This is a genomic window from Pseudomonas laurylsulfatiphila, from assembly GCF_002934665.1.
GTDB classification, from domain to species: Bacteria; Pseudomonadota; Gammaproteobacteria; order Pseudomonadales; family Pseudomonadaceae; genus Aquipseudomonas; species Aquipseudomonas laurylsulfatiphila.
In genome coordinates, this window is the sequence record NZ_NIRS01000005.1 from 464,528 (window position 1) to 489,403 (window position 24,876).

Below are 24,876 nucleotides of genomic sequence, written 5' to 3' on the forward strand. Positions count from 1 at the left end.
CAAAAGATCGCAACCCTGTAGGAGCTGCCGAAGGCTGCGATCTTTTGATCTTTTGATCTATGCCGGTTGCGCAGCACCAAACGCCCCCTGCCGCGACACCACGATCAACACGCCCAAGGCCCCGACCGCCATCAGCAACGGCAACGCATGCCCGCTGATCCACTGGCTGCCGGCGCCCGCCAGCAGCGGCCCGACCAGGCAACCGATGCCCCACAGCTGGGCGATGTGCGCGTTGGCCCGCACCAGCGCATCGTCGCGATAACGCTCGCCGATGAGGATCAGTGACAAGGTAAACAAGCCACCGGCACTGGCGCCAAACAAGACCCACAGCGGCCAGATCAGCAGCGTATCGATCAGCATCGGAATCGCCAGGCTCGACACCAGCAAGACGACTGCGCAGACGGTAAACAATGCCCGGCGCGACAAGCGATCGGCCAACGCACCAATCGGCAATTGCAGCACCGCATCGCCGACCACCACCGTACTGACCATCGCCAGGGCAATCTCCGTGGTGAAGCCCTGGCGCAGGCAATAGACCGGCAGCAGGGTCAGAATCATCGCCTCGAACGCGGCGAACAGCGACACCGCCCAGGCAATCGCCGGCAGGCCACGACAGAAAGCGAGTAAATCACTCAAGGTCACGCTGCTGGCTTCGCTGCTCGGTGCACCACTGCGGCCCAGCAACAGGAACGGAGCCGCCATCAGCAAACCGACTCCCACCCAAAAGCCATAATCGTGTTCGGTACCGATAAAGCCCAGCAACACCGGGCCTGCCAGCTGACTCAGCGCATAGCTGCTGCCATACAGCGCCACCAGCCGCCCGCGCCACTCCTCGACCACCAATTGATTGATCCAGCTTTCACCGATGATGAATACGAGGGTCAGGATCACCCCGATCATCAACCGCAGCACCAACCAGACCGGATAACTCGGCAACAGCGCCAGCAATCCGATCGAAACCGCCCCGGCCCACAGGCACAGGCGCATCAGATTGGCGGTACCGAATCGCGCCGCCAGATGGCTGGAGATTTTCGCGCCCAACAGGACGCCGATGGCCGGCATCGCGGCCATGACGCCAATGGCAAACGAGCCGTAGCCCCAGCTCTCCAGGCGAAACGACACCAGCGGCATGCTGACGCCCAGGGCCAGGCCGACACTCAGGACAGATGCCAATACGGCGAAATAAGTCGCCCAACGCATGTTCCACGCTCCTGTGGATTTATTGTTTTTACAGACAACACAAAACACTGTGGGAGCGAGCCTGCTCGCGATGACGGAGCAACATTCAACATTTTCGTCGACTGTCACACCGCTATCGCGAGCAGGCTCGCTCCCACAAGGGATCTGCGTCGTTTCGAGAGGCCGGTTCTACAACAGGCCTCCCTTAAAGACTTACAGCTTGATCCAGGTCGCCTTCAGCTCGGTGTACTTGTCGAACGCGTGCAGCGACTTGTCGCGACCGTTGCCGGACTGTTTGAAGCCACCGAACGGAGCGGTCATGTCGCCGCCATCGTACTGGTTGACCCACACGCTACCGGCACGCAGTGCGCGGGCGGTGAGGTGAGCCTTGGAAATGTCGGCAGTCCAGACCGCCGCGGCCAGGCCGTACGGCGTGTCGTTGGCGATCGCGATGGCCTCTTCGGCGCTGTCGAATGCGATGACCGACAGTACCGGGCCGAAGATTTCTTCCTGGGCGATTTTCATCGCATTGCTCACGCCATCGAAAATCGTCGGCTCAACGTAAGTGCCGCCAGTTTCCTGGAGGGTACGCTTGCCACCGGCCACCAGCTTGGCGCCGTCGGCATGACCGGACTCGATGTAGGACAGCACGGTGTTCATCTGTTGGGTATCGACCAGCGCGCCAACATTGGTCTCCGGATCCAGCGGGTTGCCCGGCTTCCAGGTTTTCAGCGCCTCGATCACCAGCGGCAGGAATGTATCCTTGATCGAACGCTCCACCAGCAGACGCGAACCGGCGGTGCAGACTTCGCCTTGGTTGAAGGCGATGGCGCCAGCAGCGGCTTCGGCAGCTTCCTGCAGGTTCGGCGCATCGGCGAAGACGATGTTCGGACTCTTGCCGCCGGCTTCGAGCCAGACGCGCTTCATGTTCGACTCGCCGGAGTAGATCAGCAGTTGCTTGGCGATTTTGGTAGAGCCGGTGAATACCAGGGTGTCGACGTCGTTGTGCAGGGCCAGAGCCTTGCCGACGGTGTGGCCGTAACCTGGCAGCACGTTCAACACGCCTTTCGGAATGCCGGCTTCGACGGCCAGAGCAGCGATGCGGATGGCAGTCAGTGGCGATTTTTCCGACGGCTTGAGGATCACCGAGTTACCGGTGGACAGCGCCGGACCGAGTTTCCAGCATGCCATCATCAGCGGGAAGTTCCACGGCACGATGGCCCCGACCACGCCGACCGGCTCACGGGTTACCAGACCCAATTGATCGTGCGGGGTGGCGGCGACTTCGTCGTAGATCTTGTCGATGGCTTCGCCGCTCCAGCTCAGGGCTTGCGCCGCGCCAGGGACGTCGATGTACAGGGAGTCGCTGATCGGCTTGCCCATGTCCAGGGTTTCAAGCAGCGCCAGCTCTTCGGCGTGCTGTTTGAGCAGGCCGGCGAAACGGATCATGGTGGCTTTGCGCTTGGTCGGCGCCAGGCGCGACCAGACACCGGAATTGAACGTGGCGCGGGCGTTTTCCACGGCGCGCTGGGCATCGGCGGCGTCACAGCTGGCAATCCTGCCCAACAGACGGCCATCGACCGGGCTGATGCATTCGAAGGTCTCGGCGGAAACGGCGTCGGTGTATTCGCCATTGATATAGGCGCGGCCTTCGATTTTCAGATCGCGGGCACGTTGTTCCCAGTCGGCACGGGTCAGGGTGGTCATGCGAGTGTCCTCCTCTTATTGAAACGACACCCGCGTTCTTCGCGGGCGCTGTCAGGAATTCTGCCCGGCCAGCCTGCTTATCGGCCCAAGGCATCCACCACCCTAAACCAGCCGCACATGAAGTTTCAATATATTTGACATAACGCCGGCAAACGGCCTTGCGATGTTCATTTTAATAAACATAGACTTTGGGCTCATCAACCAACCGCGCCGCAATCACGGGGAGATAACAACAATGAACATCCAGAACGTCGTCGACTTCAGCCAGGCCACCACCGCCGCCGAGCGCTACCGCCCGGATCCGGCCAAAGTGCTCAAGGGCGACCCGGAACAAGCGGTGTACAACCACTACAACAGCCCTTGCGGTCAGTTGAATGCTGGCGTGTGGGAAGGTGAAGTCGGACAGTGGACAGTGAATTTCACCGAGCACGAGTACTGCGAGATCCAACAGGGAGTTTCGGTGCTGCGTGACAACGACGGCAATGCCAAGACCCTGCGCGCAGGCGATCGCTTTGTGATCCCGGCAGGTTTTCGCGGTACCTGGGAAGTGCTGGAGCCGTGCCGCAAGATCTACGTAGCGTTTGAACAGAAGGCCTGAACAATATCGCTGTCCGGGCCGACGCTATCGCGAGCAAGCTCGCTCCCACAGGGATCTGTGGTGACCACAAACCTGTGGGAGCGAGCCTGCTCGCGATGAGGCCCTGACAGGCAGCGCATAACCATCAGACAACAAAAAAGGCCCGTATCTCGCGATACGGGCCTTTTTCGTAAGAGAGAAAAATCAATTACTTGATTTTGCCTTCTTTGTAGATCACGTGCTTGCGAACAACCGGATCATATTTCTTGATCTCGATTTTGTCCGGGGTAGTACGCTTGTTCTTGTCGGTAGTGTAGAAGTGACCAGTACCGGCGCTCGAAATCAAACGAATCAATTCACGCATGATTAGCTCCCTTAAACCTTGCCATCGCGGCGAAGTTCGGCCAGCACGACAGTGATGCCACGCTTGTCGATGATACGCATGCCTTTGGCAGATACGCGCAGACGCACAAAACGTTTCTCTTCTTCAACCCAGAAGCGGTGATGCTGCAGGTTCGGCAGGAAACGACGACGGGTTTTGTTGTTTGCGTGGGAAATGTTATTCCCGGTTACCGGACCCTTACCGGTAACTTGACATACTCTAGACATGCCTCAGCCCTCTAAAACCACATGCCCAACCCGGCATGGGTTGGCCGCTTAATCTCTCAGTCATTTGGCGCCAGGCGCCGCGTTTCTTTAGAGGTCTTACCGGCTACACCTACAGTGAAGGAACCGGGCCCCTAGAAAAGAGCGCTGCTTTATACCAGAAAGACTGGAGAGCAACAACATTCAGTGTGCGTTGAATTCACAAAATCCCCGTTTTCCGGGCTCCGAGCGCTTTGGACAAAGGCTATCGCCGATGGCGACCGCTCGTCGCAGAGAATCGGACATTGGACCAACCAAGGAGGTTTCTCAACCGCTGCACAGCAAAATCAGTCGCCTATAGTCCTCTCAAAATGAAAAAGGGGATAGTCATTTGCAAAAGAGCCCACTAGGGTAAGGCTTTTCCAGACTGCACTTGCAGATGGGCCTTCGATCTGTAAAGGAAGCCGACCATGCGCCTCGCTGCCCTACCGCTGTTGCTCGCCCCGCTTCTGCTGAGCCCACAAGCCTTTGCCGCCGCCCTGAGCGTCTGCACCGAGGCCAGCCCTGAAGGGTTCGATGTGGTGCAGTACAACTCGTTGACCACCACCAACGCCTCGGCCGACGTGCTGATGAACCGCCTGGTGGATTTCGACACGGCCAGCGGCAAAGTGGTCGCCAGCCTGGCGGACAGCTGGGAAGTTACGCCCGACGGCCTGACGTACGTGTTCAAACTGCGTCCGGACGTAAAATTCCACAATACTGAATACTTCAGCCCGACACGCGAACTGACCGCTGAAGACGTAATCTTCAGCTTTGAGCGCATGCTCGACCCGGCCAATCCGTGGCACAAAGTTGCCCAGAGCGGCTTCCCGCACGCGCAATCGATGCAATTGCCGGCGCTGATCAAGAAGATCGACGCGCTGGACCCGCTGACCGTGCGTTTTACCCTCGACCACCCGGACTCGACATTCCTGGCCACCCTGAGCATGGGCTTCGCCTCGATCTATTCCGCCGAGTACGCCGACAAGCTGATGAAGGCCGGCGCCGCGGAGAAGCTCAACAGCCAGCCCATCGGCACCGGGCCGTTCGTGTTCACGCGCTTTCAGAAAGACGCTTCGATTCGCTACAAGGCCAACCCGGACTACTTCCGCGGCAAGCCTTCGGTGGACCCGCTGATCTTCGCGATCACCCCGGATGCCAACGTCCGCCTGCAGAAACTGCGTCGCAATGAATGCCAGATCGCCCTGTCGCCCAAGCCCTTGGACGTACAGGAAGCGCTGAAAGAGCCGACCCTGAAAGTCGAAAAGACTGACGCATTCATGACCGCATTCGTCGGCATCAACAGCCAGCACCCACCGCTGGACAAGCCAGAAGTGCGTCAGGCCATCAACCTTGCCTTCGACAAGGCCAATTACATCAAAGCCGTGTTCGAAGACACCGCCAAAGCGGCCAATGGTCCGTATCCGCCGAACACCTGGAGCTATGCGAAAAGCCTTCCGGGGTATCCGCATGACGTCGAGAAGGCCAAGGCGCTGATGGCCAAGGCCGGGCTCAAGGAAGGCTTCCAGACCACCATCTGGACCCGTCCTTCCGGCAGTCTTCTCAACCCCAACCCGAGCCTCGGCGCTCAACTGCTGCAGTCCGACCTGGCGGAAATCGGCATTCAGGCCGAAATCCGCGTGATCGAATGGGGCGAACTGATCCGCCGCGCCAAGGCCGGTGAACACGACTTGCTGTTCATGGGCTGGGCCGGTGACAACGGCGACCCGGACAACTTCCTCACACCGCAGTTTTCCTGCGCCGCGGTCAAATCCGGCACCAACTTCGCCCGCTACTGCAATGCGGACCTGGACAAACTGATCAGCGCCGGCAAGACCACCGGCGAGCAAGGCGTGCGCACCAAGCTCTACGAACAGGCGCAGACGCAGATCCAGCAACAGGCGTTGTGGTTGCCCCTGGCCCACCCGACGGCCTTCGCGCTGACGCGCAAGGATGTCGAGGGGTATTCGGTCAGCCCGTTCGGGCGGCAAGACTATTCCAAGGTAAACCTCAAATAATCAGACACAACACAAAATCTGTGGGAGCGGGCTTGCCCGCGATAGCGGACTTTCAGACAACATTTGTGCTGAATGTACCGCCGTCATCGCGGGCAAGCTCGCTCCTACAGGGGCCGCGCACTACATCCACCCATACTCAGCCATCGACAGCGGATCGCCATCGCCAATGATGAAATGGTCGAGCACCCGCACATCAATCAACTCCAGCGCCTCTTGCAGACGCTTGGTCAGCACCCGGTCGGACTGACTGGGGTCACTGTTGCCCGAAGGGTGGTTGTGACAGAGGATCAATGCCGCTGCGTTGTTGGCCAAGGCACGCTTGACCACCTCTCGTGGATGAACGCTGGTGTTGTCAATGGAGCCGCGGAACAGCGTCTCAAACGCCAGCACCTGATGCCTGGAATCGAGAAACAGGCAACCAAACACCTCGTGTGGCTCGTGGCGCAGCATTGATTTCAGGTACTCGCGAACCGCCTGCGGATTCTCCAGTGCCGATTTTTGACGCGCCCGCTCGGCCAGGTGGCGCCTGCTCATTTCTTGCGCAGCCTGCAACTGTGCGAATTTAGCCGGCCCCAGCCCCAACTGCTTGCTGAACGCTTCCTGATCGGCCTCAAGCAGCAAACGCAGGCTGCCAAACTGATTCAACAGGTGTCGTGCCAAATCCACGGCGCTTTTACCGACCACACCCGTCCGTAAAAATATCGCCAGCAATTCGGCGTCCGAAAGGCTTCCCGAGCCCTGTTCAAGCAACCTCTCCCGCGGCCGTTCCGCCGCCGGCCAATCGCGAATACTCATAACACCTCCCTGTCTGTGGGCGCCGCTGTTCCGTAGCGGTCGCTGTGATATCGTAGCCCATCTTTTTTGCGGGCGAATTCACCCTGGGGAGGGGGTTTCGCCACGTATGTCACCAACGAATTGAAAGGCAGGCCTATGCAGCGGCTGTATCGGAAACGCATTGTTCTGGGCGTCGGCGGCGGTATCGCTGCCTACAAGAGCGCCGACCTGGTTCGCCGCCTGATCGACCAGGGCGCCGAAGTGCGCGTGGTCATGACCCGTGGCGGCGCAGAGTTCATCACCCCGTTGACCATGCAGGCCCTGTCCGGGCACCCGGTCCATCTGGACCTGCTGGACCCGGCGGCCGAAGCGGCCATGGGCCACATCGAACTGGCGAAATGGGCCGACCTGGTGCTGATCGCCCCCGCCACGGCGGATCTGATTGCCCGCCTGGCCCAAGGCATTGCCGATGACCTGTTGACCACGCTGGTGCTGGCCACCGACGCGGTGGTCGCCGTTGCCCCGGCCATGAACCAGGCCATGTGGCGCGATCCGGCCACCCAGGCCAACCTGCAAACCCTCGAGAGCCGCGACCTCAAGGTCTTCGGTCCGGCCTCCGGCAGCCAGGCCTGCGGCGACGTCGGCCTGGGGCGCATGCTCGAAGCCCTTGAGCTGGTCCAGTGCGCGGCTGACTGCTTCCAGCGTCAGGCCCTGACCGGCAAGCACGTACTGATCACGGCCGGCCCGACCCAGGAAAACATCGACCCGGTGCGCTACATCACCAACCACAGCTCCGGAAAAATGGGCTTTGCCCTGGCCGAAGCCGCCGTGGAAGCCGGTGCCCGCGTGACCCTGATCACCGGCCCTGTGCATCTGCCGACCCCGGATCGCGTCACTCGCATCGACGTGGTCAGTGCCCGCGACATGCTCGCCGCCTGCGAAGCAGCCATCCCTTGCGACCTGTTCATCGCCTCGGCAGCCGTCGCGGACTACCGTCCGGAAGTCGTCGCCCCACAGAAACTCAAGAAAGATCCTACGAACGGCGACGGCTTGTTGCTACAGATGGTGCGTAACCCGGACATCCTGGCCACCATCGCCACCCGCCCCGACCGCCCGTTCAGTGTCGGTTTCGCCGCCGAGACCGAACACCTGCTCGATTACGCTGCGCGCAAGTTGAAAGACAAGAACCTCGATTTGATCGTCGCCAACGACGTCGCCAACCCGAGCATTGGCTTCAACAGCGAAGAAAACGCCTGCAGCGTCATCGATCGTGAGCTTCACGCCACACTTTTCGCCCAGACCAGCAAGAGCAAGATTGCTCGCCAGCTGATCACTTTTATCGCCGAACGTCTGAACCAGGTTTAATTTACATGCACGCTTTGCAAGCCAAGATCCTCGACCCCCGCATCGGTACCGAATTCCCGCTGCCGCAATACGCCACACCGGGCTCCGCCGGCCTCGACCTGCGCGCCATGCTGGAGCAGGACACCGTGATCAAGCCGGGTGAAACCGTGCTTATCCCTACCGGCCTGTCGGTCTATATCGGTGACCCGAACCTGGCGGCGCTGATTCTGCCGCGCTCGGGGATGGGCCATAAGCACGGCATCGTGCTGGGCAATCTGGTCGGCCTGATCGACTCCGACTACCAGGGCCCGTTGATGGTCTCCTGCTGGAACCGTGGCCAGACCGAATTCACCATGCCGGTCGGCGAGCGCCTGGCGCAACTGGTGCTGGTGCCAGTGGTGCAGGCTCACTTCGAGATGGTTGAAGAGTTTGTTGAAACCGAGCGCGGCACTGGCGGTTTCGGCCATACCGGTACCCGTTGATAGGGATCCATCGTGGCGGGGGAGCTTGCCCCCTCGCCACAAAATTCAAATTGTCATCTGCAACGTTTAGCACCGAAAATCAAGGCATTGCCCGGCCAAACCCCTGCCATCAGGGGCGTCATGGCCCTTTCATACCACGAACTCTCTGTGGAAAACGCCGTCATACCCTTCAGTTTGAACCTGTCGCTGAATGACTCGGCGGCCTGTCCAGTCACTTTCGAGATGGAGCATTTCCACAGATGAACACCCCGGCCAAAATTGCACCCAAGTTCCCTGACAGCATCTTCCGCGCCTACGACATCCGCGGCACCGTCCCGGAATTCCTGAACGCCGAGACCGCTTACTGGATTGGCCGCGCCGTCGGCTCCCAAAGCCTGGCCCAGGGCGAGCCAAATGTGTCCGTCGGTCGCGACGGTCGCTTGTCCGGCCCGGAGCTGGTCGCGCAATTGATCAAAGGCATCGCCGACAGCGGCTGCCACGTCAGCGATGTCGGCCTGGTCCCGACGCCGGCGCTGTACTACGCCGCCAACGTGCTGGCCGGCAAATCCGGTGTGATGCTCACCGGCAGCCACAACCCGTCGAACTACAACGGCTTCAAAATCGTCATTGCCGGCGACACCCTGGCCAACGAACAGATCCAGGCCCTGCACGACCGCCTCAAGACCAACAACCTGAGCAGCGGCCAGGGCAGCATCACCCAGGTCGAAATCCTCGACCGCTACACCACCGAAATCGTCCAGGACATCAAGCTGGCCCGTCGCCTGAAAGTGGTTGTCGACTGCGGCAACGGCGCAGCCGGCGTGATTGCCCCGCAGCTGATCGAAGCGCTGAACTGCGAAGTCATCCCGCTGTTCTGCGAAGTCGACGGCAACTTCCCGAACCACCACCCGGACCCGGGCAAGCCTGAAAACCTCGTCGACCTGATCGCCAAGGTCAAGGAAACCAATGCCGACATCGGCCTGGCCTTCGACGGCGACGGCGACCGTGTCGGCGTGGTGACCAACACCGGCAGTATCGTCTATCCGGATCGCCTGCTGATGCTGTTCGCCCGCGACGTCGTAGCGCGCAACCCGGGCGCCGAGATCATCTTCGACGTCAAATGCACCCGACGCCTGATTCCGCTGATCAAGGAATACGGCGGCCGGTCGTTAATGTGGAAAACCGGTCACTCGTTGATCAAGAAGAAAATGAAACAATCCGGCGCCTTGCTGGCCGGCGAAATGAGCGGGCACATCTTCTTCAAGGAACGCTGGTTCGGTTTCGACGACGGCATCTACAGCGCCGCGCGGTTGCTGGAGATCCTCAGCAAGGAAAAATCCTCGGCGGAAGAGCTGTTCGCAACCTTCCCGAACGATATTTCTACGCCGGAAATCAATATCCATGTGACCGAAGAGAGCAAATTCAGCATCATTGATGCACTGCACGACGCACAGTGGGGCGCAGGCGCCGACCTGACCACCATTGACGGCGTGCGAGTCGACTACGCCAAAGGCTGGGGCCTGGTACGCGCCTCCAACACCACACCGGTGCTGGTGCTGCGTTTCGAGGCCGATGACGAGGCTGAATTGCAGCGCATCAAGGACGTTTTCAAAGTCCAGTTGAAGCGCGTTGCACCTGATCTCCAACTACCGTTCTGATTCACCCGGAGCCCTGAATGACCCTCGAACGCGAAGCCGCCGCCAACACCGCCAAGGTCCTGTCCGAAGCGTTGCCTTATATCCGCCGATACGTCGGCAAGACACTGGTGATCAAATACGGCGGCAACGCGATGGAAAGCGAGGAGCTGAAAACCGGCTTCGCCCGCGACATCGTGCTGATGAAAGCCGTGGGCATCAACCCGGTGGTGGTTCACGGCGGCGGCCCGCAAATCGGTGACCTGCTCAAGCGCCTGTCGATCGAAAGTCATTTCGTCGACGGCATGCGCGTCACCGACGCCGCGACCATGGACGTGGTGGAAATGGTCCTCGGCGGCCAGGTCAACAAGGACATCGTCAACCTGATCAACCGCCACGGCGGCAGCGCCATCGGCCTGACCGGTAAAGACGCCGAGCTGATTCGTGCGAAGAAGCTCACCGTCACCCGCCAGACCCCGGAAATGACCACCCCGGAAATCATCGACATCGGCCATGTGGGCGAAGTGGTCGGGATCAATACCGACTTGCTGAACCTGCTGGTCAAAGGCGATTTCATCCCGGTTATCGCGCCAATCGGCGTCGGCGCCAACGGTGAGTCGTACAACATCAACGCTGACCTGGTGGCCGGTAAAGTCGCCGAGGCGCTGAAGGCCGAGAAGCTGATGCTGCTGACCAACATCGCCGGCCTGATGGACAAGTCAGGCAAAGTCCTGACCGGTCTGACGACTCAACAGGTCGACGAACTGATCGCCGACGGCACCATCTATGGCGGCATGCTGCCGAAGATCCGCTGCGCACTGGAAGCGGTCCAGGGCGGCGTAGGCAGCTCGTTGATCATCGACGGTCGTGTGCCGAACGCGATCCTGCTGGAAATCTTCACCGATACCGGCGTGGGCACTCTGATCAGCAATCGCAAGCGTCCCTAAGCGATAGCGCAATGAAAAAGACCCCGCTCAGCCAGGCTGAGCGGGGTCTTTTTTTGCCTGCAATCCCTGTAGAAAACTGCTTTTTGTGGCGAGGGAGCTTGCTCCCGCTGGGCTGCGTAGCAGACCCAAGATCTTATGAGCGCTGCGCACTCAAGCGGGAGCAAGCTCCCTCGCCACAAAAGCCCGCGCCACGAAGAACCGGGGTCAGACGCCGAACTGGGCGCGGTAGGCTTCGACGGCTGGCAGGTGCTGCTTGAGCTGCGGATCATCCGCCAGGAATTCCAGCACCTGGTTCAGCGAAACGATGCTGATGACCGGGATGCCGAAGTCACGCTCGACTTCCTGGATCGCCGACAACTCGCCATTGCCGCGCTCCTGACGGTTCAGGGCGATCAGCACGCCGGCGGCCTTGGCGCCGTCCTGGGAGGCGATGATCTGCATCACTTCACGGATCGCGGTACCGGCGGTGATCACGTCGTCGATGATCAGCACTTCGCCGGTCAAAGGTGCGCCGACCAGGCTGCCGCCTTCGCCGTGGGCCTTGGCTTCCTTGCGGTTGAAGCACCATGGAAGGTCACGGTTGTGATGCTCGGCCAGGGCCACGGCGGTAGTCGCCGCCAACGGGATGCCCTTGTAGGCGGGGCCAAACAGCACGTCGAACGCAATGCCGCTCTCGGCAATGGCAGCGGCGTAGAAACGACCCAGCTGCGCTAGGGCCGAACCCGAGTTGAACAGCCCCGCATTGAAGAAGTAAGGACTGGTGCGCCCGGACTTCAGGGTGAACTCACCGAAGCGCAAAACGCCGCGATCGATGGCAAAACGGATGAAATCGCGCTGATACGCTTGCATGAAAAACCCCAAATACCACGGATTTAGCTAATTAGCTTGACGCCGTGTATCATACACGCACGCGATTTTTGGGGCCATTTATGCGGATCATCAGTGTGAACGTCAATGGTATTCAGGCTGCAGTCGAGCGTGGTTTGCTCAGTTGGCTGCAGGCACAGAATGCCGACGTCATCTGCCTGCAGGACACCCGCGCCTCCGCCTTTGAACTGGACGATCCAGCCTTCCAACTGGATGGATACTTCCTTTATGCCTGCGATGCCGAAGTCCCCGCCCAAGGTGGCGTGGCTTTGTATTCGCGGCTGCAACCGAAGGCTGTCATCAGCGGTCTCGGTTTCGAGACGGCCGACCGCTACGGGCGCTACCTGCAAGCCGATTTCGACAAGGTCAGCATCGCGACCTTGCTGCTCCCTTCGGGGCAGAACGGCGATGAAGACTTGAACCAGAAGTTCAAGCTAATGGACGACTTCGCCCGTTATCTGGATAAACAGCGGCGCAAACGTCGCGAGTACATTTATTGTGGCTCGCTGTACGTGGCGCAACAGAAGCTGGATATCAAGAACTGGCGCGATAGCCAGCAATCTCCGGGCTTCCTGGCACCTGAACGTGCCTGGATGGACGAGATTGTCGGCAACATGGGCTATGTCGACGCCCTGCGCGAAGTCAGCCGCGAAGGCGACCAGTACAGCTGGTGGCCGGATAACGAACAGGCGGAGATGCTCAACCTCGGTTGGCGCTTCGACTATCAACTGCTGACCCCGGGCCTGCGCCGTTTCGTACGCAGTGCACGCTTGCCACGCCAGCCGCGGTTCTCGCAACACGCGCCGTTGATCGTGGACTACGACTGGACGCTGACCATCTGAGGCGTCGTTTCGCAGACGCCCAGGCCAGTCAAAAAAATGCCCGTATCGCAAGATACGGGCATTTTTTATGGGGCAAGCCGGCTGAACTTCAGACAGCGACGAAAAATGGCAGCGCCAGGAACAACTTGATCACGATGACGTTAATGATATCGATAAAGAATGCGCCCACCATTGGCACCACCAGAAACGCAATCTGCGAAGGTCCGTAGCGTTGTGTCACGGCCTGCATATTAGCGATGGCTGTTGGCGTGGCACCCAGCCCGAAACCGCAATGTCCTGCCGCCAGTACTGCCGCATCGTAGTTGCTCCCCATTATTCTGAACGTCACGAATATCGCAAACAGCGCCATGACGACTGTTTGCACAGCCAGAATGATAAAGATCGGCAAAGCCAGCGATGCCAGATCCCATAGTTTGAGGGACATCAGGGCAATTGCCAGGAACAGCGACAAGCTTACATTCCCCAGTACCGAGACTTCGCGCTCAAACACCTGATACAAGCCAAATGCCGAAAGCCCGTTGCGCAGAACAACACCGACGAACAACACACAAACGAAAGTCGGCAACTCGAATGCACTGCCAAGCAACAGCCCATTGAGAAGATTACCTGCCAGCAAGCTGACGGCGATCAGCGCGAGTGTCTCGATAAACGAAAAGGGCGTGATCGAGCGTTCCTTGTTCGGTTGCTCAAAGCCCTTTGGCGCGCGCGGCTTCGCTTGCTCAACACAACCGGGTACCTGTACTCGCTTGATCAGCAAGCGGGCGACCGGCCCACCAATCAGACCGCCCAGCACCAGGCCGAAGGTTGCAGAGGCCATCGCAAGCTCGGAAGCCGAAGCCAGGCCGTATTTCTCACTGAATGTCGCGCTCCAGGCAGCGCCTGTGCCGTGACCACCCGCCAGGGTCACCGAGCCAGTCAGCAGGCCCATCAGAGGATCAAGCCCCAGCAGGCTGGCAAGACCGATGCCCATAGCATTCTGGACCAGCAGAAGCCCGGTGACTGCAAGAATGAAAATCCCCACGACGCGCCCGCCCTTCTTCAGGCTGGCGAAGTCGGCGCTCAAGCCAATGGTGGCGAAAAACGCCAGCATCAAGGGGGTCTGCAACGAAGTGTCGAACCGGACTTGAACATCGAAGCTGCGCAAGGCCAGGAGAACCAGGGCAACCACCAGGCCACCCGCTACAGGTTCGGGGATATTGTAGGCGCGTAAAAAACCGACACGTGTGACAAGCCCGCGACCCAATAACAGCACCAGGGAGGCGGCGACTAATGTTCCATAAAAATCGAGCTGAATCATTTTGCACTTATTCTTGGATATATATTCAGGGGCGAACTTTTTACCTGGACACGCCTCTTGAACAGGTTGAATTTCTCAACACTGATTGATGGTGAATTCAAGGACCTTCAATGGTCTGAATATATCAAAATATTTCTTGAAATATTTCGTGGGGGCAACTTTATCAATCACCCTGACTTATTGCCAAGCATAAGGGCAATATCGACACTTTACAGTTGTGACTAAAAATGTATTAGCTCGGCGGCACTTGCCATAATAGTCGTTACAACTAGTAAATATAAATTACAGCTTGAAACATTTATTTGATGTGACAAACGAAAATGCCCCGAATGATCGGGGCATTTGCTTATTACCTTGGCTGACGCTGCTTCTGCTTTGCTTCTGTGGGTGCGCGCAGGCTCGTTCCTGCAAATGAAGATTGATCGTTATTTGATCAGTCGCCAGGTAAACGGGTACCGGTAAGGAAAACCCTCGTTGGCCTTCACGCCAGCGATGATGGTCAGGACCAGCGCGCCGATAGCGATCAGCCCGAACAGAAAGAAGCCGACAATCACCACCATCAGCAGGAAGCAGATGGCCGAGGCAATGGCGACGGTGATCTGGAAGTTCAATGCCTCTTTGCCCTGGGCATCGATGAACGGGTCCATCTCGCGCTTCATTTGCCAGAGAATCAGCGGGCCGATCAGCGTGCCAAACGGAATCCAGATTCCCAGCAAGGCGGACAGGTGACAGAACATCGCCCACTGACGCACCTCCTGGCTCGGCGTGGGCAGCGGCAGTTGTTCGTCACTCATGGTGTCCTCCTTGCCTGGAGCGTCCGGTCAGTCAGCCAATGCGGCCTTTTGCAGTTCGAAGATCTCGTTCATGCCTTTCTTCGCCAGCTCAAGCATGGCGTTCAACTCTTCAGGCTGGAACGGCGCGCCTTCGGCAGTACCCTGGACTTCGATGAAACCGCCGGCACTGGTCATCACCACGTTCAGGTCGGTTTCGGCCGCCGAGTCTTCCAGGTAGTCGAGGTCGAGCACAGGCTCGCCCTTGTACATGCCCACGGAAACAGCAGCGATCATCTGCTTGACCGGGTCGCCGCCTTTCAGGCCGCCACGCTTCTTGATCACTTTCAAGGCATCGATCAGCGCGACCATGGAACCGGTGATCGATGCCGTACGGGTGCCACCGTCTGCCTGGATCACGTCGCAGTCGACGTACAGGGTGACGTCGCCCAGCTTGGTCATGTCCAGCGCAGCGCGCAGGGAGCGGCCGATCAGACGCTGGATTTCCAGGGTACGGCCGCCTTGCTTGCCACGGCTGGCTTCACGCTGGTTACGCTCGCCGGTGGCACGTGGCAGCATGCCGTACTCGGCGGTCAGCCAACCCTGGCCCTGGCCTTTCAGGAAACGCGGTACGCCCGGTTCAACGCTGACGGTGCAGATGACCTTGGTATCACCAAACTCGACCAGCACAGAACCCTCGGCGTGTTTGGTGTAGTTGCGGGTGATGCGGATCGAGCGGAGCTGATCGGCAGCGCGACCACTTGGACGTATCATAGGGAATACCTGTACGGGGGACGGAAAACTGCGGAGCATTATAGAGCCGACGGCCGCCACTGGGCACTTCTAAAAAAATCCGCCGACGACCGAAGGCTCTGCACTGCACGCCGGCGCAGGCCTGCCGCTCTTTGTCACACCCTGTGTTTGGGCGCATCCGCGCCACTGCGCTACAATCCTGCGCCTTTGCTGCCAGTCGGCTTTAATTCATTGATATCGGATTCCCGGAACCAAGGTTCTGCGCCGATCTGCCTTGCGAGGTACCGCCATGGTGCACAGCATGACCGCCTTCGCCCGCGTCGAAAAAGCCGGCGTCCAGGGCACCCTGAGCTGGGAACTGCGGTCGGTCAACAGCCGCTACCTGGAACCCCACCTGCGCCTGCCGGAGTCCTTTCGCGACCTCGAAGGCGCGGTACGCGAAGCCCTGCGCCAAGGTGTATCGCGGGGCAAGCTCGAATGCACCCTGCGCTTCACCGAAGAAAACACCGGCAAGGCGCTGCAGATCGATCAGGAGCGCGCCGCGCAACTGGTCGCCGCCGCCGAGACCATCGCCGGCCTGATCAAGAACCCGGCCGCGCTGAACCCGCTGGAAGTCCTGGCCTGGCCCGGCGTACTGGTGGGCGACGCCACCGACCCGCAAGCCTTGAACGCCGAAGCGCTGGCACTGTTCAACCAGGGCCTCAAGGAACTCAAGGCCGGCCGCGAGCGCGAAGGTGCGGAGCTGGCACGTTTGATCAACGAGCGCCTGACCTCCATCGAAGAAGACGTGGTGACCCTGCGCGAACTGGTCCCGCAGATGCTCGCCACCCAGCGCCAGAAAGTCCTCGACCGTTTCGCCGACATGAAGGCCGAGATGGACCCGCAGCGCCTGGAGCAGGAAATGGTCATGCTCGCGCAGAAAAGCGACGTCGCCGAAGAACTGGATCGCCTGAGCACTCACATCATCGAAGTTCGCCGGGTACTCAAATCCGGCGGCGCTGCCGGTCGGCGCCTGGACTTCCTGATGCAGGAACTCAACCGCGAAGCCAACACACTGGGCTCCAAAGCCTTCGACCCGCGCAGCACCCAGGCTGCGGTCAACCTCAAGGTGTTGATCGAGCAGATGCGCGAACAAGTGCAGAATATTGAGTAAGGCTACCCCGACATGACCCACAGCACTGGCACCCTTTACATCATTTCCGCCCCTTCGGGCGCGGGCAAGAGCAGCCTGGTCAAGGCTTTGACCGACGCCAACCCGGAGATCCGCGTGTCGGTCTCCCACACCACCCGTGCCATGCGCCCGGGCGAAGTGGACGGCGTAAACTACAACTTCGTCTCGCGCGAAGAGTTCGTGAAGATGATCGAACACGGCGACTTCCTCGAGCGCGCCGAAGTGTTCGGCAATCTCTACGGCACCTCGCAAAGCCATCTGCAGCAGACCCTGGACCAAGGCCACGACCTGATCCTGGAAATCGACTGGCAAGGTGCCGAGCAAGTGCGCAAGCTGATGCCTCAGGCCCGTTCGGTCTTCATTCTGCCGCCATCATTGCAGGCCCTTCACCAGCGTCTGACCAACCGTGGCCAGGACAGCGACGAGATCATTGATGGCCGCATGCGCGAAGCCGTCAGCGAAATGAGCCATTACGTCGACTACGATTACCTGATCATCAACGACGATTTCGCCCACGCACTGCACGACCTGAAGGCGATTTTCCGCGCCAATCAGCTGATTCAGAAGCGTCAGCAGCAGCGTCACGGCAAATTGCTGGCTGAATTGCTCGGTTAATCAGCTCTTCCCAAAACCGCTGCAAGGGCTTTACATTGGCACTTGCAGCGCGTTGAAGGGCTTGGTCAAAAAATCAGCGCTTCCCTAATCGCTGGTGATTTTTTAAACTGTTGAGTCCGCTCGCCCATCCGGGCAGCGCGCATATTGCATTTGCTACGAGGAAGACCATGGCCCGCGTAACCGTTGAAGACTGCCTAGAACACGTGGATAACCGCTTTGAGCTGGTCATGCTCTCTACCAAGCGTGCCCGTCAACTGGCCACCGGCGGCAAAGAGCCGAAAGTAGCATGGGAAAACGACAAGCCTACCGTCGTCGCCCTGCGCGAAATCGCTGAAGGCCTGATCGACTACGCAGCTATCGCCGAAGCCGAAATCGTTGAAGATGAACCGCTTTTTGCTGCATTCGAGGACGAGTCCAACGAGGCCGTCTAAGCCTATGCCTGGTCGACGTAGCACGGCGCGGGAACACAGCTTACGGCAGGAGACATCATGCCGAGCATAGACGCCCTCGCCGATCGCTTATCGACCTACCTCGGCAAGGACCAGGTCAACCTGGTCCGCCGAGCGTATTTCTACGCCGAACAAGCCCACGACGGCCAACGCCGCCGTAGCGGAGAGGCGTACGTCACGCACCCACTCGCGGTGGCGAATATTCTTGCCGACATGCACATGGACCATCAGAGCCTGATGGCGGCCATGCTGCATGACGTGATCGAAGACACCGGTATTGCCAAGGAAGCGCTGCAAGCGCAGTTCGGTGAAACCGTGGCCGAACTGGTCGACGGGGTCAGCAAGCTGACCCAGATGAACTTCGAGACCAAGGCCGAAGCCCAGGCCGAAAACTTCCAGAAAATGGCCATGGCCATGGCCCGCGACATTCGCGTGATCCTGGTCAAGCTGGCCGACCGCCTGCACAACATGCGCACCCTGGAAGTGCTGTCAGGCGAAAAGCGCCGGCGCATCGCCAAGGAAACCCTGGAAATCTATGCGCCCATCGCCAACCGGCTGGGCATGCACGCCATCCGCATAGAATTCGAAGACCTCGGCTTCAAGGCCATGCACCCGATGCGTTCCGCGCGGATCTACCAGGCGGTCAAACGCGCCCGGGGCAACCGCAAGGAAATCGTCAACAAAATCGAAGAATCCTTAAGCCACTGCCTGGCCATCGATGGCATCCAGGGCGAGGTCAGCGGTCGCCAGAAACACCTCTACGGCATCTACACGAAAATGCGCGGCAAGCGTCGGGCCTTCAACGAGATCATGGACGTCTATGCGTTCCGGATCATCGTCGACAAGGTCGATACCTGCTACCGCGTGCTGGGTGCTGTACATAACTTGTACAAACCACTGCCGGGGCGCTTCAAGGATTACATCGCGATCCCCAAGGCCAACGGCTACCAGTCGCTGCACACCACGCTGTTCGGCATGCACGGTGTTCCGATCGAGATCCAGATCCGCACCCGTGAAATGGAGGAGATGGCCAACAACGGCATCGCCGCCCATTGGCTGTACAAATCCAGCGGCGACGAGCAGCCAAAAGGCACCCATGCCCGCGCCCGCCAGTGGGTCAAGGGCGTGCTGGAAATGCAGCAACGCGCCGGCAACTCGCTGGAATTCATCGAAAGCGTGAAGATCGACCTGTTCCCGGACGAGGTCTACGTGTTCACGCCGAAGGGCCGGATCATGGAGCTGCCCAAGGGCTCCACGGCGGTCGACTTCGCTTACGCGGTGCATACCGACGTGGGCAACAGCTGCATTGCCTGCCGGATCAACCGTCGTCTCGCACCGCTGTCCGAACCGCTGCAAAGCGGCTCCACGGTCGAGATCGTCAGCGCTCCTGGCGCACGGCCGAACCCGGCGTGGCTCAACTTCGTGGTCACCGGCAAGGCGCGCACGCACATCCGCCATGCCCTGAAGCTGCAACGCCGCTCCGAATCCATCAGCCTGGGCGAACGCCTGCTGAACAAGGTCCTCAACGGATTCGACAGCGCGCTGGAGAAAATCCCGGCCGAACGCGTCAAGGCGATGCTCGCCGAGTACCGCCTCGAACTGATCGAGGATTTGCTCGAGGATATCGGCCTGGGCAATCGCATGGCCTATGTGGTGGCTCGCCGACTCCTCGGCGAAGGCGAACAGCTGCCAAGTCCGGAAGGCCCGCTGGCGATTCGCGGTACCGAAGGCCTGGTACTCAGCTACGCCAAGTGCTGCACGCCGATCCCGGGCGACCCGATTGTCGGACACCTGTCCGCGGGCAAAGGCATGGTCGTGCACCTGGACAACTGCCGCAACATCAGCGAAATCCGCCACAACCCGGAAAAATGCATCCAGCTCTCGTGGGCCAAGGATGTCACCGGCGAATTCAACGTCGAACTGCGCGTCGAACTGGAACACCAGCGCGGCCTGATTGCCCTGCTGGCCAGCAGCGTCAATGCCGCCGACGGCAACATCGAGAAAATCAGCATGGACGAACGTGATGGTCGCATCAGCGTGGTCCAGTTGGTGGTCAGCGTGCACGACCGCGTGCACCTGGCCCGCGTGATCAAAAAACTGCGCGCCTTGACCGGGGTGATCCGCATCACCCGCATGCGCGCTTAAGCCCACTTACAAGGAGTCATTCATGACCAAGACTGTTATCACCAGCGACAAGGCCCCGGCCGCCATCGGTACTTACTCCCAGGCGATCAAGGCTGGCAACACCGTCTACATGTCGGGCCAGATTCCCCTGGACCCGAAAACCATGGAACTGGTCGAAGGCTTCGAAGCCCAGACCGTCCAGGTGTTCGAGAACCTCAAGGCCGTAGCCGAAGCGGCCGGTGGTTCGTTCAAGGACATCGTCAAGCTGAACATCTTCCTCACCGACCTGAGCCACTTCGCCAAGGTCAACGAGATCATGGGCAAGTACTTCGACCAGCCTTACCCAGCCCGCGCCGCCATCGGCGTTGCAGCCCTGCCAAAGGGTTCGCAGGTTGAAATGGATGCCATCCTGGTCATCGAGTAATGTGCACGGCGCAGCCTGGGGCTGCGCCGACTGCTCTGCTGTAAAGAAAGTTTGAAAGGATTCCACCATGCGCAATGCGCTTGCTCTCTCGCTGCTCGCCCTGCTCCTGGGCGGATGTGCCAGCAACCCTGCCGATCGCGATATCAGCGGCACCTGGATCAATCAGGTGGCGATCGATGCTGCCGCCAAAGGCGTCCCCCTGCGTGAAGCGCTCCAGGCCTATGGCCCGAACCTGGAATGGGACATCAACACCAAGGCCGGCCAGGCCCGCTACACCAATGGTTTTGAAAATGTCGACGGCAAGCTGTTGGGTGAAGAATCCGGCGCCTGGAAAATCGACTTTTATGGCAGCTCGGCTAGCGAGCTGAAGCGTGACGGCAAGCAACTCAGCCAGTCCGCCAGCGACAACGAGCCCGAGCAGGTTTTCGACCGCGCCCTTATTCCGGTGCCGGACGGCGCCCCAATCGGCGCCAGCTTCGAACGTGCGCTGTATTCAGCCTACATGGGCGGCAACTGGACAATCGTCAGCGGTACCGGCGAAGGCAACACGGTTCAATTCCAGGCCGACGGCCAGGTAACCGGTCTGCCGGGTACTGACCGTTATGCACTGTGCCTGGCCGGCGACTGCGCCTCGATGAGTGGTGGCAACGACAACATGTGGCTGCAACTCAATGGGCAAGGAAATGCCTGGATCTTTGCGCGCAAGGGCAAAGAGCTGGAGATTTTCCAGACCGTGAACACGGCGCAGGCGGACGAGATGCCTCAGTACACGCCCGGTGATCGCAAGTGGCTGCTGGAAAAACAGTAGCCAATCCATAAAAGCGCCACCCTCTGTAGGAGCCGGCTTGCCGGCGATAGGGCCGTCACATTCAACATCCACGTTGAATTTGACACCGCTATCGCCGGCAAGCCGGCTCCTACAGGTTTTCGGCTGACTGTGACTCAGCAGCACCCCTCGAGAATCGCCGCATACCCCTCACGAAAACTCGGATACTTCGGCGTCCAGCCCAAGGCCTTGGCCCGCGCATTACTGCAACGCTTGCTGCCGGTGCGCCGCACGCTTGAATCCTCGTCCCATTCGGTCACGCCCAGATACCCGCGCAACCAGTCCACCACATCGGCCAGCGCTGCAGGTTCGTCATCGACGCCGATGTAGACATCCTCCAGCGCCACACCACGCCGGTCCGCCTCAAGCAGGCACGCCATCAACCCTGCGGCATCGTCCGCATGTATCCGGTTGGCATACAACGGTGGTTCGACCGCCACGCGATAACCCTGGCGGACCTGAGTCAGCAACCTCTCACGTCCCGGGCCGTAGATGCCGGTCAGGCGCACGACACTGGCCGGGATACCGCTCTTGAGCGCGATCTGCTCGGCCTCAAGCATCACACGCCCAGAATAACCGGACGCCACCGCAGACGAACGCTCATCGACCCACTCCCCATCCTGCTGCTCGTAAACACTGCTGCTGGACACAAATAACAGGCGATTGGGCACCTGACCGTAGTCGTTCAGCCACTCCAGCACATGCTCCAGCCCCTGGACATAGGCAGCACGGTAGCCGGCCTCGTCGTGATCGGTGGCTGCCGCGCAATACACCAGGTAATCCACGGCACCGATCGGCCAAGTGGCCGGGCAGTCCTTGTTGAACAAATCACCGGCAACGCCGATGACGCCCGCGGGCAGGCGAGCAACATCCCGCCGCAGGCCATGAACCTCCCATCCCGCCGCCAGCAGTTGTGTGGCCAGGCGGCTGCCAACATCACCGCAGCCGGCGATCAAAACAGTAGGCGCAGACATCAGAAAACTCCCATCGCAAAGCCACAGACTAGCGCCGGCAACAGACAGGCGGCTAGCAATGCAGGAAAAAAAGAGACGCTATTACTTCTGTTAACAAGAATTACTTGCAATAATACGCCCCACTTTTGTTCTCGGCCCTTCGAGGCCTGGAAGAACATCACCCGTTTTTTCTCTCAGGTCCGGCCAGCATGACACGTAATCAACTCTCCGCTTCGCCAACCAAACGACCTCGCGCCTGGAGCGCGGTGGCCGCCCTGCTCCTCAGCCTGATGCTCGCGCCAGTCGCCGCTTTCGCCGATGCCCAGGCGCCCGCTACTCCGGCCGCCGCCGCAGCCCCTGCACCGGCTGATCACGCCGCCCCGGCCGTTGCTCCCGCCGCGACCGATCCTGCCCAGGCAGCGCCGACAGAAACCCTGGGTGAAGACGTTCCTGAAGTCCTCGAAGCCGACAATACCCTGGGCATGGCCCATGACCTGTCGCCGTGGGGCATGTACAAGAATGCCGACATCATCGTGAAAATCGTGATGATCGGCCTGGCCATCGCCTCGATCATCACCTGGACCATCTGGATCGCCAAGGGTCTTGAGCTGATGGGCGCCAAGCGTCGCCTGCGCGGTGAAATCGCCCAACTGAAAAAATCCGCCTCCCTCAAGGAAGCCAGCGCCACGGCGGCGAAGGACGGCACCCTCGCCAACCTGCTGGTGCACGATGCTCTCGAAGAGATGCGCCTGTCGGTCAACAGCCGCGAGAAAGAAGGCATCAAGGAGCGTGTCAGCTTCCGCCTTGAGCGCCTGGTCGCGGCCTGCGGTCGCAACATGAGCAGCGGCACCGGCGTGCTGGCGACCATCGGTTCCACCGCGCCCTTCGTCGGTCTGTTCGGTACCGTGTGGGGCATCATGAACAGCTTCATCGGCATCGCCAAGACCCAGACCACCAACCTCGCCGTCGTCGCTCCCGGCATCGCCGAAGCCCTGCTGGCCACCGCACTGGGCCTGGTTGCCGCGATCCCTGCGGTCGTGATCTACAACGTCTTCGCCCGCTCCATCGCCGGTTACAAGGCTCAGGTGTCCGATGCGTCGGCACAGGTCCTGCTGCTGGTCAGCCGCGACCTCGACCACCAGCCTGAGCGCAGCTCGCAACCGCACATGGTGAAAGTGGGGTAATCGGCCATGGGCCTGCATTTGAAAGAAGGGGCAGACGACGATCTGTCCGAAAACCACGAAATCAACGTCACGCCGTTTATTGACGTGATGCTGGTGCTGTTGATCATCTTCATGGTGGCGGCCCCGCTGGCCACCGTGGACATCAAGGTCGACCTGCCCGCTTCCACCGCCAAACCGGCGCCGCGGCCAGAGAAACCGGTGTTCCTCAGCGTCAAGGCGGACCAGCGCCTGTTCCTCGGTGAAGACGAAGTGAAAGCCGAAGCACTCGGCGCCACGCTTGACGCCAGGACCCAGGGCAAGAAGGACACGACGATCTTCTTCCAGGCCGACAAAGGCGTGGATTACGGCGACCTGATGAGCGTGATGGACAACCTGCGATCGGCCGGTTACCTGAAGGTAGGTCTGGTCGGACTCGAGACGGCAGCCAAGAAATGATCACGACGCGCCATAAGCTGACGCGTTACAGCGGTAGCCTGGCTGTGGTGCTGGGCGTTCACGCGCTGGCCATCGCGCTGGCGCTGAACTGGTCCGCCCGCCCGCCCATCGAATTGCCGCCCCAGGCAATGATGGTCGAACTGGCACCGGTCCCTGCCCCGCCACCGCCTGCTCCGCCGAAGGTCGTCACCCCACCGCAGCCACCGGCTCCGGTTGAAGAACTGCCGATCCCCAAGCTCGCCGAAGCGCCGAAAGCTGAAATTGCCGTGCCCAAGCCCGTCAAGCCGAAGCCGAAGCCACAGCCGCCCAAGCCGGTAGAGAAGAAACCCGAACCGCCGAAGGAAAAACCGGCCGAAGAAAAGCCTGCCGAAACGCAACAGACTCAGGCGCCTACGGAGAAATCCGCTCAGCCTGCGCCGGGTCCTTCGCCGGCTCAACTGGCGGCCAAGGCCAGCTGGCAAGGCACGCTGCTGGCGCATTTGCAGAAGTACAAAAAGTACCCTGCCAGTGCACAGGCGCGGGGCAAGGAAGGCATGAACCGCCTGCGTTTCGTCGTGGATGCCGAAGGCAATGTGTTGTCGTTTGAGCTGGTAGGCGCCTCGGGCACTGCCGATCTGGACCGGGCCACCCTGGAAATGATCCGCCGCGCCCAACCGCTGCCCAAGCCGCCGACCGACATGCTGACCAATGGCTCCATCGAAATCGTTGCACCCTTTGTGTATTCGCTGGAAAAACGCCGTCGGTAAACGCACCACCGCCCTATGTGGGAGCGAGCTTGCTCGCGATAGCGGTCTAACATTCAACGTAGATGTCGAATGTTGGGCCCTCATCGCGAGCAAGCTCGCTCCCACAGAGATTTCTGCCAGCAGGAAGGTCGCGTTCCAAGCCAAGAAGACACCGA

25 protein-coding genes and 1 pseudogene are annotated in these 24,876 nt (G+C 60.1%); 16 read left to right on the top strand and 10 right to left on the bottom strand.

The window, feature by feature from the left end:
• Positions 1–57: 57 nt before the first annotated feature.
• Positions 58–1,200, bottom strand: coding sequence for an MFS transporter (locus tag CD175_RS20710; protein WP_104450275.1), 1,143 nt, complete (start codon positions 1,198–1,200; stop codon positions 58–60).
• 192 nt (positions 1,201–1,392) lie between these two features.
• Positions 1,393–2,886, bottom strand: coding sequence for an aldehyde dehydrogenase (locus CD175_RS20715; RefSeq protein ID WP_104450276.1), 1,494 nt, complete (start codon positions 2,884–2,886; stop codon positions 1,393–1,395).
• A gap of 235 nt (positions 2,887–3,121) precedes the next feature.
• On the opposite strand from CD175_RS20715, the gene CD175_RS20720 reads away from it, so the two are divergent.
• Entirely contained in the window at positions 3,122–3,484 is a 363-nt protein-coding gene (locus CD175_RS20720; protein ID WP_104450277.1) for a cupin domain-containing protein, read from the top strand.
• A gap of 187 nt (positions 3,485–3,671) precedes the next feature.
• On the opposite strand, the gene rpmG is transcribed toward CD175_RS20720, so the two are convergent.
• Positions 3,672–3,827, bottom strand: a complete 156-nt coding sequence (gene rpmG / locus CD175_RS20725; protein WP_003177274.1) for a 50S ribosomal protein L33 — start codon at positions 3,825–3,827, stop codon at positions 3,672–3,674.
• A gap of 11 nt (positions 3,828–3,838) precedes the next feature.
• Entirely contained in the window at positions 3,839–4,072 is a 234-nt protein-coding gene (gene rpmB / locus CD175_RS20730; RefSeq protein ID WP_007975166.1) for a 50S ribosomal protein L28, read from the bottom strand.
• 446 nt (positions 4,073–4,518) lie between these two features.
• On the opposite strand from rpmB, the gene CD175_RS20735 reads away from it, so the two are divergent.
• Positions 4,519–6,105 carry an ABC transporter substrate-binding protein gene (locus tag CD175_RS20735; RefSeq protein ID WP_104450278.1) on the top strand — a complete coding sequence of 529 codons (1,587 nt, stop codon included), beginning with the start codon at positions 4,519–4,521 and terminating at the stop codon, positions 6,103–6,105.
• Positions 6,106–6,225: 120 nt separating this feature from the next.
• Here CD175_RS20735 and radC read toward each other — a convergent pair whose 3' ends face one another.
• The gene (gene radC / locus CD175_RS20745) at positions 6,226–6,900 is read right to left on the bottom strand and encodes a RadC family protein (protein WP_095964333.1); all 675 of its coding nucleotides are present in this window, start codon (positions 6,898–6,900) and stop codon (positions 6,226–6,228) included.
• A 135-nt stretch (positions 6,901–7,035) separates the two neighbouring features.
• Here radC and coaBC point away from each other — a divergent pair, with 135 nt between their 5' ends.
• The 4 genes and pseudogenes from coaBC (at position 7,036) to argB (ending at position 11,265) form a co-directional block, all read left to right on the top strand.
• Positions 7,036–8,244 carry a bifunctional phosphopantothenoylcysteine decarboxylase/phosphopantothenate--cysteine ligase CoaBC gene (coaBC, locus tag CD175_RS20750; RefSeq protein ID WP_104450279.1) on the top strand — a complete coding sequence of 403 codons (1,209 nt, stop codon included), beginning with the start codon at positions 7,036–7,038 and terminating at the stop codon, positions 8,242–8,244.
• Positions 8,245–8,249: 5 nt separating this feature from the next.
• Positions 8,250–8,705, top strand: coding sequence for a dUTP diphosphatase (gene dut / locus CD175_RS20755; RefSeq protein WP_007975171.1), 456 nt, complete (start codon positions 8,250–8,252; stop codon positions 8,703–8,705).
• Positions 8,706–8,965: 260 nt separating this feature from the next.
• Positions 8,966–10,342 (top strand): annotated as a pseudogene (locus CD175_RS20760) (phosphomannomutase/phosphoglucomutase); the annotation flags it as partial.
• 17 nt (positions 10,343–10,359) lie between these two features.
• Positions 10,360–11,265 (top strand): acetylglutamate kinase, encoded by a 906-nt coding sequence (gene argB, locus CD175_RS20765; protein ID WP_015097366.1) that lies wholly within the window; start codon positions 10,360–10,362, stop codon positions 11,263–11,265.
• A 204-nt stretch (positions 11,266–11,469) separates the two neighbouring features.
• Here argB and pyrE read toward each other — a convergent pair whose 3' ends face one another.
• Positions 11,470–12,114: an orotate phosphoribosyltransferase gene (pyrE, locus tag CD175_RS20770; protein WP_007975175.1), complete on the bottom strand. Its 645-nt coding sequence runs from the start codon at positions 12,112–12,114 to the stop codon at positions 11,470–11,472.
• 80 nt (positions 12,115–12,194) lie between these two features.
• Here pyrE and CD175_RS20775 point away from each other — a divergent pair, with 80 nt between their 5' ends.
• Positions 12,195–12,974: a catabolite repression control protein Crc gene (locus CD175_RS20775; protein WP_003176915.1), complete on the top strand. Its 780-nt coding sequence runs from the start codon at positions 12,195–12,197 to the stop codon at positions 12,972–12,974.
• An 88-nt stretch (positions 12,975–13,062) separates the two neighbouring features.
• Here the strand turns inward: CD175_RS20775 and gltS are convergent, their stop codons facing one another.
• The 3 genes from gltS to rph form a co-directional block, all read right to left on the bottom strand.
• Complete coding sequence (gltS, locus tag CD175_RS20780; protein WP_104450280.1) at positions 13,063–14,271, bottom strand: sodium/glutamate symporter; 1,209 nt, start codon at positions 14,269–14,271, stop codon at positions 13,063–13,065.
• 425 nt (positions 14,272–14,696) lie between these two features.
• The gene (locus tag CD175_RS20785; RefSeq protein ID WP_104450281.1) at positions 14,697–15,065 is read right to left on the bottom strand and encodes a DUF4870 domain-containing protein; all 369 of its coding nucleotides are present in this window, start codon (positions 15,063–15,065) and stop codon (positions 14,697–14,699) included.
• 27 nt (positions 15,066–15,092) lie between these two features.
• Positions 15,093–15,815: a ribonuclease PH gene (gene rph / locus CD175_RS20790; protein ID WP_007975179.1), complete on the bottom strand. Its 723-nt coding sequence runs from the start codon at positions 15,813–15,815 to the stop codon at positions 15,093–15,095.
• A gap of 268 nt (positions 15,816–16,083) precedes the next feature.
• On the opposite strand from rph, the gene CD175_RS20795 reads away from it, so the two are divergent.
• The 6 genes from CD175_RS20795 to CD175_RS20820 all read left to right on the top strand — a co-directional run bounded on the left by CD175_RS20795 (position 16,084) and on the right by CD175_RS20820 (position 21,385).
• Positions 16,084–16,947, top strand: coding sequence for a YicC/YloC family endoribonuclease (locus CD175_RS20795; protein ID WP_007975180.1), 864 nt, complete (start codon positions 16,084–16,086; stop codon positions 16,945–16,947).
• Between the two features lie 12 nt (positions 16,948–16,959).
• The gene (gene gmk / locus CD175_RS20800) at positions 16,960–17,580 is read left to right on the top strand and encodes a guanylate kinase (protein WP_102700102.1); all 621 of its coding nucleotides are present in this window, start codon (positions 16,960–16,962) and stop codon (positions 17,578–17,580) included.
• 167 nt (positions 17,581–17,747) lie between these two features.
• Complete coding sequence (gene rpoZ, locus CD175_RS20805) at positions 17,748–18,011, top strand: DNA-directed RNA polymerase subunit omega (RefSeq protein WP_007921129.1); 264 nt, start codon at positions 17,748–17,750, stop codon at positions 18,009–18,011.
• 57 nt (positions 18,012–18,068) lie between these two features.
• Complete coding sequence (gene spoT, locus CD175_RS20810) at positions 18,069–20,174, top strand: bifunctional GTP diphosphokinase/guanosine-3',5'-bis pyrophosphate 3'-pyrophosphohydrolase (protein WP_104450282.1); 2,106 nt, start codon at positions 18,069–18,071, stop codon at positions 20,172–20,174.
• 22 nt (positions 20,175–20,196) lie between these two features.
• Positions 20,197–20,577 carry a RidA family protein gene (locus tag CD175_RS20815; RefSeq protein ID WP_003229509.1) on the top strand — a complete coding sequence of 127 codons (381 nt, stop codon included), beginning with the start codon at positions 20,197–20,199 and terminating at the stop codon, positions 20,575–20,577.
• Between the two features lie 67 nt (positions 20,578–20,644).
• Complete coding sequence (locus tag CD175_RS20820) at positions 20,645–21,385, top strand: hypothetical protein (RefSeq protein ID WP_104450283.1); 741 nt, start codon at positions 20,645–20,647, stop codon at positions 21,383–21,385.
• Positions 21,386–21,519: 134 nt separating this feature from the next.
• Here CD175_RS20820 and CD175_RS20825 read toward each other — a convergent pair whose 3' ends face one another.
• Positions 21,520–22,377, bottom strand: coding sequence for an SDR family oxidoreductase (locus tag CD175_RS20825; RefSeq protein ID WP_104450284.1), 858 nt, complete (start codon positions 22,375–22,377; stop codon positions 21,520–21,522).
• A 188-nt stretch (positions 22,378–22,565) separates the two neighbouring features.
• Here CD175_RS20825 and exbB point away from each other — a divergent pair, with 188 nt between their 5' ends.
• Genes exbB through CD175_RS20840 form a run of 3 tightly spaced genes read left to right on the top strand, consistent with a single transcriptional unit; the run spans position 22,566 to position 24,721 of the window.
• On the top strand, positions 22,566–23,540 hold the full coding sequence (exbB, locus tag CD175_RS20830) for a tonB-system energizer ExbB (protein WP_104450285.1): 975 nt from the start codon (positions 22,566–22,568) through the stop codon (positions 23,538–23,540).
• A 6-nt stretch (positions 23,541–23,546) separates the two neighbouring features.
• Positions 23,547–23,975, top strand: coding sequence for a TonB system transport protein ExbD (gene exbD, locus CD175_RS20835; RefSeq protein WP_007975187.1), 429 nt, complete (start codon positions 23,547–23,549; stop codon positions 23,973–23,975).
• Positions 23,972–24,721 carry an energy transducer TonB family protein gene (locus CD175_RS20840; RefSeq protein WP_104450286.1) on the top strand — a complete coding sequence of 250 codons (750 nt, stop codon included), beginning with the start codon at positions 23,972–23,974 and terminating at the stop codon, positions 24,719–24,721. The genes exbD and CD175_RS20840 overlap by 4 nt, the downstream gene beginning before the upstream one ends.
• The last annotated feature ends 155 nt before the right edge of the window (positions 24,722–24,876 follow it).